The organism is Geodermatophilus tzadiensis (assembly GCF_003002915.1).
GTDB classification, from domain to species: Bacteria; Actinomycetota; Actinomycetes; order Mycobacteriales; family Geodermatophilaceae; genus Geodermatophilus; species Geodermatophilus tzadiensis.
The window spans coordinates 26,398-37,525 of record NZ_PVTG01000024.1 but is presented as its reverse complement, the minus strand read 5'-3'; the positions used below and the strand labels follow the sequence as shown (position 1 = coordinate 37,525).

Genomic DNA, 11,128 nt, shown 5'->3' with positions numbered 1-11,128 from the left:
GGCCGAGGTTCGCATGGCGCGCCAAGACCGGTGCGGACGGCCGCTCACGACCGAGCCCGGGGCTTGCGGCCGCGGGTGGCCGGAGGAGCTGGCCGCCAAGCGGCGAGCTGCTCGCGGGTCCTGCCGACCTGCCCGGCGCGAGCGGTGAGCTGCTCACGGCAGAAGGCGGCGAGGCTGACCCCGAAGGCTGGGTCGACCTCGGCGTGCCACTGCTCCACCCATGGCTGGAGCTCGGCCAGCCCTGCGACCAGCGGCACCAGCCGCTCATCCGCCCAGCCCTCGGCCTCCCGGGCGCCAATGATCACCGACAGTGCTAGCGACTGCTGGGCATGATCCCAGCCGGCCCAGCCCAGCAGCGGGGTCGGGTCGGTCTCCCGCCCGGCATCGGGGTAGAGGATGAACCGCTCCTTGGGAACGTCGAGCTTGCCGCGGGCCTGCCAGTAGGAGTTCTTGCGGAAGTCGGCGGAGGTGTACTTCGGCGGCACCGGGATCGGCTCCGCCGGGTGCTCGCCCGCGTCTTCCCGCCGCTGCAGCGCCCAGGTCTCCTCCCAGGCCTCGCGCTTGCGCAGGCCAGAGTCCTTGTACCGGTAGGCGGCCAAAAACGGCACCGCCTCCTCGGCCAGCAGCTTGACCAGCGACTGGACCACGGGGACGTCCGGCCGGCCCTCCCACAGCGCCAACACGCTGACCAGGTCCTCGTCCCGGGCGACCTCATCGGCCAGCTGCGCCACGCTCCGCGGCGCCGGACGCCCCTGCCGGTCCAGCCAGAACCTTCGGTCCTCCAGCCGGTTCAGCAACCAGTCCCGCAGTGCTGCGGCCTGCGACTTCTCCCACGAGTCAGCCGCCCAGCGCCTTTTGTTCTCTGGACGCTCCAACAAACGAATGTTCGGGTCGCGTTCGATAAGGTCGACCCGGCGCCGCACCAGTTCCTGGTAGGCAGCTGGCCAACGCGGGTCAATCTCAAGAATTGGCGTGGACCCATGCCGGGTAAACCACGTAGTCTCTTCACCTTCCATCGCAACCCTACGCCCCAGGGAAATCTCAAACGCCCGCTCACCTGACGCTAGCTCGGGAAGATCAGCGCCGGGGTACGTAAGATCCTCCTCAATCAACCCGTACAGGCGGTAGACCTCCCAATCCAGCTCCTCCTGATGCGCCACCATCTGGGAGCGGAGGCCAGTAGAGATATCTCTCGCCCTCTCCAGTGCATGACCGGTAGGGATAGAGCTCGCAGCCGCGGCCATAGGGGTGGAATGAGCGAGCCTATGCGCTAGCTCGTCAAGTCGCCGACCCCTTGCAATAGGAAGCACACTGGGCAACGGTAGGTTCGCAACGTTCGTACCATTGAACTGGAAGAACTCCTCCCAGTCGTCACCCCTGAACCCTTCATTGACGCCGCCATTACCCTTGCCATGACAGACCTGCTTGAGCCAGAAGCAGGCAGCAGAAGAGTTCAGAACGCCCAACAGCCCAACAGATTCGTCTTCACCAGACCCTGCAGGGATCTTGATTATCGGGGCCGTCTGATTGAACAACCTGCCACCTCGATCCAAGGCGAAGTGGTTATGGGTTGCAACCTCCGAGAAAGTGATCGTAAGAGGATGATCAAGGCGACTCTTATAGAACTCTCTGAACTCGTACCACCGAAAGCCGGGAATACTTTCGACGGGTACAGAGAAGCGTCGACGGGTCTGCAGGTACCGTCGACTCGGCCACAGGAACCTCAGTGTGCGTGGAATCTGGGACTCCTGCATCGCTGACAGATCTTCGCCGTACGGAAAAGGAACTACCATACTGGTCGTTATGACATGATCCCGGACCGCGTCTCCCATTACCATGGATCGACTGCGTTCGATCTCACGCCGCCTGGATGTCGCACCGTCCACCAGATAGGCACTGTCTTCGCCGGTTATAGCCGCGTAGCCCACCACGTCTACTACGTCCGCCAACTTGCGCCTCGAAGGGTCCTGTAGGGCGGCTAGCAAGTTAACGGCACCACCGCCGGAAAGGCTCCACGGATGGGAGGCCAGCAGGCTGCGCTCTAGGTCCGTAACGGTGATCCAGTCATCATTCCAACCTGCGGTCTCAACATGCTCGACGATCGAGCGCCATACGAGTCCCTTGCTTGGATCACTAGGGCGCTGCGGCTCGCCGCGAACGCCCAAGACCGCACGGACAGCCGCGCCCACAGGCTCACGGTTACGCCCGACAAGGACCAGCGTGGGCGTTCCATGTCCGGGGATATATGCCCCTGAAGTGTCGACCAAGAGCCGCAAGTCCTTGCGAACGAGGAACTTTTCAATCACATTTACGCCGAATCCGCGCTTCATGAACGAGTTGGACGTGATTTGCCCAACCCAGCCTGACGCTCGTCCAGCACTACCTCGCTTCGCGAGTTGAAAGAATCGCTCAATAAAGGGAGCGGTCATTGCATAGGTGCCACGACAGGTCTTGTACAGGGATCGATAAGCCTTGTTGAGCTCATTATCCTTCACCGTAATGTACGGGGGATTTCCTACTACGGTGTCGTATTGACCCTCAATCAGAATGTCCTGCAGAGCTGCTAGGTTTTCTGTCGAGTAGGTAAACCTGGAAAGGTCCTCGTCTTCCTGTAGCGTTCGCTGCGGCCCGTGCAATAGCGAGTCACCCGCGGCCAATCGGAAGCGGAACGCTGGGGCCTTCTCAAGTGACCGAAGCCCGGATGCCTTAAGCGCAGCAACCGTGAGCCGGAAGCGGGCGATGGCGACCGCAAACGGGTTGATGTCCACGCCATGGATGGCGTCCAGAGCCTGCTGTACCAGCGCCTGCCGCTCCGTGCCTGGTGCTTCTCGCTGCCAGCGGTTCAACAGCCGATCGAAGGCACCGAGCAGAAAGTGGCCCGATCCGCAGGTGGGGTCGATTAGTTTGAAGCCCTGCAGCGGCCGCTCCTTCAGCGCCAGCTCCAAGGTCTGATCGAGGATGAAGTCCTCGACGAAGTCAGGCGTCTGTAGCAACGCATAGGTCGCCTTCGCGTACTCGGAGAGGTCCTGGTACATGTCGCCGAGAAAGCGGGTGTCCAGCTCCGGGTCGGTGAGATCCCAGAGCAGCGCGCCGTCCTCGCCGCGCGCCCGCCAGAACTCGAGCAGCTTGGTGACCGCGTCGCCGGAGGGCTTCGTCAGGTGCAGCGCCGCGTGCTGGTCGACCAACGCCTCCGTCGCCGGCAGCGAGGCCAGGTGCTCGACCGCCTGAAGCAGCCAGTCCCGCGCGGTGACATCCTGCTCGCGGCTGCGAGCCCGGTAGAACTCCAGCTCCGCATCAAGCGCCTGCTGCCGCCGCTCGCCGGTCCCGGCGATCCAGACCGGCTCAACCAGCCGGTTGTCCTCGCAGAACCGCACGAACACCGTGGTCAGCACCCAGCCCACCGCGGCCTGGGTGACCCGGTCGTCTCGCCAGGCCTGCCACGACGCCGCCGTCCGCCGATGCGCCATCGCCTGACGGTGCTCCGCCTGCCACCGGCTCAGAGCCTCCGGATCCTGCTCCACCCGGCTCCGCAGGTCGTCCTCCAGAAGCAGGACCTGCTTCTGCAGCGCCACCGTCAACGCCTTGCCCGCGCTCATGAACTACTCCTCGCCCCCCAGCGGAGGCCGTCGTACTGATCCTGGGTCTGGTGTGCCGGCCTGCGCCGCCCGCAGGCTAGCCAGCGATATGCGGACGACCACGTTCCGGCGCGCCTCCCGCCCCGATCTGATGAGCCGGTCACCGGCCGGCGGGCGCGGTAAGCGGGGTCAGCCACTCCTCGTCCAGCCGGACGAACTGGCCCGGTGCGGCCAGCGGCAGCGGACGGCCGTCGATCATGGCGCCGGTGTTGCCGGAGAGCTGCGGCACGAGCAGCCAGATCGCCTGCTGCCGCGGCGCGGCCAGGTCAGTCCACCGGCTGAGCAGCGCCAGCTGGTCGTAGCGGGCCAGCGGTGCCGCCTCCACCAGCAGCACGGGCCGGGCGTCGTCCGCCTCCCCAGCCGCGTCCTCGATCGCGCGCTCGACACCGGGCAGGGCGAGGGCGACCAGCCGGGCCAGTCCCTCCGCCTCCCGGGTGCCGAGCGGGCGGGCGTCGGCGGCCACGACCGCCGGCCAGGGGATGCGCCCTTCGGCCTGCCGGTGCAGCTCGTCGATGAGTACGCCGGTGAGGTCAACGACGTGCGCGCCGTGCCGCTTGACCAGCGCCTCGACCGCCCGGTCCGCCCGGGGTGCCTCGACACCCAGCGCCAGGAACGACCGGGACCGGGCGCTCTCCGCCAGCCGGCGGTCCAGCTGACCGCCGGAGACCGACAGCGGCGCACCGGATGGAGCGACAGCCGTGACGACCCGCGACTCCAGCCCCGTCGTGTCGGCGGCCACGACCGGGGCGCGGAAGGCACGCAGCTGCTCGTCGTAGAGCAGCGGCAGGCCCGCCTCGTCGATCAGCGCGTCCAGCCGGGGGCGATCGGGCAACGGTGGCAGGGCCGGGAAGCGGGCGCGCACCCGGTCCCGGATCTCCTGCGCGGCGATCTCCTGCCCTCCCCCCACCCCGGCGAGGGCCAGCTGGAGGGCGGGAACCGGCTCGAGGTCGCGGGCGTGCAGCTCCCCGCGGCCGGAGATGGCGGCGGCCTGCGAGAAGGCAGCGGCCAACCGGAGCAGCCGCTCGTCCGCCGGCGCCGTCCGGACGTCGCCGGCTTGGTCAGCCATCTCCCGAAGCGCACCGACGGCCCGCCCCCGGGCCACGACCGGCTCTGCCGCGGATCGAGCCTCGAACACCAGCTCGTCGGCGCGCCGGCCGAGCGCGTCGGCGAGGTCGAGCAGCTCGGCCTCCGTCGCCACGGCCAGGACCCGGCCCTGCCGGCGGCGCTTGGTCAGCCCTGCCTCGTCGGCGTCGGCTCGCTGCAGCGCGTCCAACCGGTCGAGCGCGGCCCGGAGCAGGCCGGCGGCCAGGCGCTCTGGGAACACGCCGTCCGCGTCCCCAGCCGGGAGCGCGGCCAGGACGGCACCGGCGAGCTCCTCGACGGTCCCGACGCCGCCGAGGTCGGCCAGGGCCCGGGTCGCGACCGCCCCGACGTCCTGCAGGACGGCGCAGGTGGCCGGATTCGCCGCCCAAGCATCCTGCATCTCCGAGACCATCTGCGCGGCACGTGCCCGCGTGAAGCCGAGGGCCGCTGCCACCTCATCCTGGGTCGCGAAGGCGTCCAGGCCCCGTTCGAGCCCGAGCATCAGCCCGGCGGCCTTCCGGCGGCTCTGGGCGCGAGCCGACCCGACCGCGTCGAGCAGCAGCTGCGCCGCTCGCGTCGGCGTCGGGGACGTGCCGGCGTCGGCAGCCGGTGCCAAGCGGCTGCGCCCAGTAACGACCGAGCCGAAGCGGTCGCGCCATTGCTTGGCCCGCTGCTTGACCTCCCGGCGCGTCGGCTCGGCCACGCCGGAAAGCCGGTTGAGCCGGACGGGGTCGAGGGCCACCAGGTCACCGACGGTGCTGACCCCGAACGGTTCGAGTGCGGAGAGGGCTCGGGCGGACAGGCCCGCCTCGGCCAGCGGCGTCGACGGCTGGGCGGCCTCCACGCGGGCCTCAGCATCGTCCGGAACCGACATGGGCAGCGGGACGAACACCGACGTCCAGGCGCTGAGCATGTCGGCGGCGGTGTGGTGCCGCTGGGTGGCCTTCCGGGCCAGCGCGGTTCGGAAGAAGTCGACGAGAGCCGGGGCCACGGCGGGGTCGAACAGCGCCTCGTGGACCGCGGCCTCGTCGGGTACGGCGGCCGGGTCGCTGAGGCCGTCGCCGAACACCGGCGTCGCCCCCGTAGCCATCTCGAAGAGGACGACGGCGGCGGAGTACCGCTCGGCCGCCGAGTCGTACCGGCCGCGTCCGGGGCTCTCCAGGAACGGGTCCAGGTAGGGCGGCGTCCCGGCGTTGACCGCCGTCGCACCCGCCCGCGCCAGGGAGAAATCGAAGAGGACCAGGTGCTTGGCGCGGTCCCCGCGCTCTCCGCGCTCCTCACGGACGCCGAGGTTGGCCGGCTTGATGTCGCGGTGATCGATCCCGGCGCGGTCCAGCACGGTAAGGGCCTGCAGCAGGTCGGCGCCCCACCGCTCGAGCAGGTCCAGGGAGAGCCGGGGCCGCCCGTAGAGGACCTCGGCGAGGGTCTGGTCGCCGGCCGGGTGAAGCACGAGGGCGCGGCGGGTGCCCAGCTGGACGGGTCCCTCGGCCAGCCTCACGATCCGCGGGTGGTCGAGCGACCGGAGAACGTCGGCCTCGGCGTCCAGCCGTGCCACCGCGGCATCGTTGATGCCGACCTTGAGCACCCGGCGAGCCTCCGGCCCCGAGCCGGCCGTGAGGTCGGAGACGAGCAGGCCGACGGCGGTGGACCCGGCGCCGAGGCGGCGCTCGAGCTGCCAGCGGTCACCGACGACGTCGCCGGGGTTCGCCTCCAGCGGGTCGCTGACCTCGTCACCAGAGGTGAGCGCGCGCTCGGCCTGCGCGAGGCGGTCGAGGAAGGCCCCGACGTCGGGCAGCCGGTCGCTGACCGCGGGTCGGGTCGCCTCCAGGACCAGCGTGCGCAGGGCCGAGGACACCTGGGGCAGGTCCGCGGCGAGGTCCAATCCGCGGTCGCGTAACAGCCGGTCGCGCAGACCGGCGCGGTCCGGCGCCGGCGGGCGCCCGGCCAGGACGAAGTAGGTCAGCGCGCCGAGCGCGAAGACGTCCAGGCGCACCCGGTCGGCATCGCGGTTCCATACGCCCTCGGGCGCCTGGAACGCCTCCGCCGTCCGCCGGTCGGCATCGACGCCGGCCGGCTGCAGGATGGCGCCGAGCCGGTCGCGGACCTCGGTGGCCGCCAGGGCGGTGACCCCGCTGGTGGCCATCCCGGTGAGGGCCTCCCCCGACACGGAGCCGGAGCTCTGCCAGTCACCGACGAGAACCTGCAGGCCGGCGTCTCGGGTCGTCTTGACCGAGACGGCGAACGGCGTCAGGCCGCGGTGAACGACCCGGTGGCGGTGGGCGTAGCCGACCGCCTCGGCGACCTGGCGGACGAGGTTCAGCTGGTCGACCAGTGAGACGCCCTGCGGTCGCTCGGCCTGCCACAGGTCCAGCCGCTGGAAGTCCTCGTCGTAGGGGTAGACCAGGCCGATGCCCAGCTCGTCGTCGAGAAGGTCCCGCGGGCGCAGCAGCCCGTCGTGGGCGAGCCGGGTCATGACCCGGTACTCGTGCTCGACGACCTTGCGGATCCGATCGCGCTCGGCGCGCTCGGCACCCGGCGGAACGACGCGGACCCGGATGCGGGCGCGGTCGGCGCCGATGTGCCGGTGGGTGGCCGACCAGTCCTGCCAGCCCTCGCCCTCCCCGAGCGGCTCGTCGTCGATGACCCAGGAGCCAAGCTCGCGCTGACGGCGCTGGACCAGTCCGATGCGACCCATGAGGTCGACCAGCAGGCCTTCCAGCTCTCGGCTGACAGCCTGCCCGCCGGCCGGTGGTTCCAGCAGCCGGGTGGAGATGCCGGGCAGTCCAGAGGTGGCCTCGCGGTCGTCGAGACCGAAGAGGTCGACCTGAGAGGCGCGCGGTAAGGCGCAGCGCAGGCCGGGGTGGTGCAGGAAGACCGACTCCTGGACCCAGGGAACGAGGTGCCGAACCTCCTCCGGGCGCACGCCGCGCTCCTCGGCCCAGCGCACCAGCTCGTCGCGGAGCCGGCTGGCCAGCCGCTGCGCCTTGCGTCGGGCCAGCTTGAGCGGGGAGTCCTCGGCGCGGTGGCCGTCGCGGAGCCAGCGTAGGTCGTCGCCGCGAAGTGTGCCGCTGTAGTACTTCAGCTCGACGAGATGCAGCCGGCGCTGGCCGAGGACGATGAGGTCGACCTCGTGCCACTTGCCCTGGCCGTCGCGGAACTCGACGTTCGACCAGGCGCGGTAAGGGGAGGTCTGCGGGAGGAGGTCGCGGACCGTTCGTAGGCCCTCCGCCTCGTGCGTGAAGGGCGACGGGGTGACCTCAACCCACCGCGGAGCGTGCGGCACACCCTCTCCTTCTCCGTCGAGCGACCGTGCGGCGTCGCGCAAGTCTCCCAGGCGCCCAATCCTTGGCAGCGCACCGCGTGGCCCACGCGCGTCGGCCAGGTCGGACGAGCACCTACGGAGAGCTAATCCGCGGGCGAGACGCCGTTGATGTAGGTCGCCGGGCTGTTGGCGTTACGCCACACGCCGTCCGGACCGATGCGCAGGTACTCCTCATCGGAGTAGCCGTAGACGGTGACGGTCTCCGCCGAGCGGTTGCACAACTCCAGACTGTCGCCGAATCCGCCATCTGCAGCTCCACTCCGGGAACGGGCACGGACGTCCGCGGATGCTCCCGGCATGTAGTCGCTGGCGGCCACGCCCCGGTTGGTGTGCGCGGTCGCAGAGCCGGCGCCAGTCAACAGCAGTGTCGCGACAGCGAGCAGAACCATCAACGCCCGACCGAAGACGCGACGGCTGGGGGACGTCGGCATCCGGCCACGGTAAGTCGCCTCAGCGTTCCCATCAGGCATCCCGGGTCGACAAGGCTTCGACGCTCAGTTGCGGCAGGGCACGGCCGTAATACACAGCAGGACGGTTCCGTCCGCAGGATTGAGCCGCGGCGTTCTACGGCCCGCCCTGAAGCAGTGGCACACAGCGGGACGAACAGTGAGGTCAGCACCCCTGCTCGCATAGGGTCGAGCACGCGGACGCGACCGCGCCACATACCCGCTCAGCCCCAAGCGTGCCGAGTTCCGGCCCTTTCGGCCTTCCCCCTACGCGCGCCTGCACGAAGGACTGTTGCGGATCTCGCGGATCTCGCGACTGCGGATCATGTTTCGGGAGTTTCGGGGGCGCCCCACGCGCCCGGGCGCGAGGCCAGCCCCGTCGGCGTACTCATCGAAGTTGCAGTGACCACTACCTGACACGCGCCGGCGGCAGTGCCGCCGCACTCGCCCGGACGTCGCCGAGTGGAGCGGCGACCCTCCGATCCGTCCTCGAGGTACAGCAGGTCCATGAGATCCAGACCTCCGGCGCCGCCGCGGTCGGCGCGGTGGCCACTCGGGCAGCCGGGAGGTGTCAGCGGAGGGGTGTCAGCAGGAGGTGTCCCGTATATAGGTGTCAGCTGACGCTGACACCCCCTGTCAGGGGGTGTCAGATGACGTGTCAGGTGACAGTGCTGACAGGTCGGGCGGGATAGCCCGGGGCGGCGACGTCCTGCCGCACCCGGTACCAGAGCCGCTCGCGTCCGGCGCCAGCGCCTGTGTGGTCGGCGAGGCCTCGGGCACGGAGCTTGTTCAGCTCCGTGGAGCAGGTGGGTCGCTTCAGCGGGTGGCCGTGAGTGGCGACGACGTGGTCGACGAGGACGGACAAGGGCACGGGCTTGTCCTGTGCGTCGAGTGCGGCGAGGAGCTTGGCGGCGGCCGGGGTGAGGCCGCTGCCGGCGCCTGCCGGGGTGTGGTCAACGGTGTCGGGCGCGTCGACGCGGTACTCGAGGGGGCTGTCGAGGTCGTCCGGGTCGATCGCGCGGATGGTGCGCCGGAGCCGCACGGTGGTGTCGGGGACCTCGCCGCCTCGGACGTCGAGCTCGGTGAGGACAGTGGTGGCCTGGGTGGTCGGGTCGGTGTGCCGGGAGACGACGCCGGCGGAGATGAGCACGCGGCCCCACTCGGCGGGGCCGGCGCCGGTGATGCGGGCGGCGCCCTTGAGGTCGCGGGCGCGGTTGAAGTGGGTGACGACGATGAGGGCGGCGCCGGCTGCTTCGCAGAGGTGCTGGGGCCGCTCGAGGAGCTGGCCCATGGCGTAGAGGTCGGCGCCGTTCGCCCCGCCGGCGGCGAGGTAGAGGGGGTCGAGGACGACGAGGACGGGGCGAGCCTGGGCGAGGTGGTCGGCCATGGCCTTGAGGTGCACCTCGTCGGCGAGGTGGGGTGCACGGGTGCACACGCTGATCGCGAGGTTGTCGGCGGAGATGTCGCGGTCGGCAGCGATCGCGCGGACGCGACGGACGACGTTGCCGTCGCCGCCTTCGCCGGCGAACACGACGACGGGGCCGACGGTGTCGATCGGGTGCTGTCCGAGCCAAGGCGTGCCGGAGGCGACGGAGACGGCCAGGTCGAGGGCGTTCCAGGTCTTCCCGGCCTTGGGCTCGGCGGCGTGAACACCGTAGGCACCGGCGGGCCAGATGCCGCGGATGAGCCAGCGCCGGGGTCCGGCGGCGTCGGCGTCGGCCGCGAGCTGCGCGAAGGACCGGAACTGCAGGGCGGGTCCGGCCTGTGTCGTGGCGGGCTGTCGGCGGGGGCCGACTGGCTGCTTACCGGACGGGTGCAGGGGTGGCGGCACCCACTCTGCGGGTGCGACGAGGCGGGGGGCGCTCACCGGTCGACCGCCGTGAGCTCGACGGGGCGGCGGTGGCGCCACTCGAGGGCGGCGAGGACATCTCCGACACGGTCGAGGGGGCAGACAAGCGCCTCGTCGGATGCAGGCTGGCCGGGGACACCGAGCTCCCGAAGCAGGCGGACGAGGTCGGCACCGTAGAGCCAGCAGGTGATCCGTCCGACCTCGATGCGGACGGTGGCCCGGTCGTCGGTGCTGTCTCGGATGGTGGGCCCGTAGGTCACGCCGCGCCCTCCTGCAGCGGGAAGGCGTCGGCGATGGCCGCGGCCTGCCGGCCGGCGCGGGCCGCAGCCACGGGGTCCTTCCGTCGTCGGGCGAGCTCGCCCTGGGAGGGCCCGGAGCGCGAGTACGCAGCGGCCTGCTGTCGGGTGAGCGTCGGCGTCCAGTCGTCCAAGTCCTGTTCGAGTCGGTCGAGCTCGCGCGCCTCGTCGATCTCCAGGCGGAGACGGCGGGCGACCTCGGCGGGGTCGGTGTAGGTGCGCCAGGCGGCAGCGGCGAGAACGCACGCGGCGACGCGGATGGCCGAGTTCTCGGGGAGGGCGTGCCAGTCACAGCTGCCGTATGCGGGGATCGGCTGGTCGCCGACGACCGCGATCAGCCGGCGTTCCCAGTCGAGGGCCCATGGGAGGGGCAGCGGCAGGGGACGGGTCACCGGACGACGACCAGGCGACGCGAGCGGCGGCGTGGCCGGCCTGCAGCGAGCGCGAGGACGGCCGCCGAGGCGCTGTCGAGGTAGCCGGTCCCGGTAAGGTGGTTC

The 11,128-nt window shown here is 70.5% G+C and carries 6 protein-coding genes; all 6 read right to left on the bottom strand.

Annotation, left to right across the window (positions count from 1 at the left end; all coding sequences use genetic code 11):
* Positions 1-44: 44 nt before the first annotated feature.
* Positions 45-3,596: a BREX-2 system adenine-specific DNA-methyltransferase PglX gene (gene pglX, locus LY71_RS22345; RefSeq protein ID WP_106281976.1), complete on the bottom strand. Its 3,552-nt coding sequence runs from the start codon at positions 3,594-3,596 to the stop codon at positions 45-47.
* Between the two features lie 139 nt (positions 3,597-3,735).
* Positions 3,736-8,001, bottom strand: a complete 4,266-nt coding sequence (gene pglW / locus LY71_RS22340; RefSeq protein WP_170121447.1) for a BREX system serine/threonine kinase PglW — start codon at positions 7,999-8,001, stop codon at positions 3,736-3,738.
* A gap of 122 nt (positions 8,002-8,123) precedes the next feature.
* The gene (locus LY71_RS22335; protein WP_106281972.1) at positions 8,124-8,471 is read right to left on the bottom strand and encodes a hypothetical protein; all 348 of its coding nucleotides are present in this window, start codon (positions 8,469-8,471) and stop codon (positions 8,124-8,126) included.
* A gap of 673 nt (positions 8,472-9,144) precedes the next feature.
* On the bottom strand, positions 9,145-10,353 hold the full coding sequence (locus LY71_RS22330) for an AAA family ATPase (protein ID WP_170121446.1): 1,209 nt from the start codon (positions 10,351-10,353) through the stop codon (positions 9,145-9,147).
* Positions 10,350-10,595, bottom strand: coding sequence for a hypothetical protein (locus LY71_RS23655; RefSeq protein WP_170121445.1), 246 nt, complete (start codon positions 10,593-10,595; stop codon positions 10,350-10,352). The genes LY71_RS22330 and LY71_RS23655 overlap by 4 nt, the downstream gene beginning before the upstream one ends.
* Positions 10,592-11,023 (bottom strand): hypothetical protein, encoded by a 432-nt coding sequence (locus LY71_RS23650; RefSeq protein WP_170121444.1) that lies wholly within the window; start codon positions 11,021-11,023, stop codon positions 10,592-10,594. Before LY71_RS23650 ends, LY71_RS23655 begins: the two co-directional genes overlap by 4 nt.
* Between the last annotated feature and the right edge of the window lie 105 nt (positions 11,024-11,128).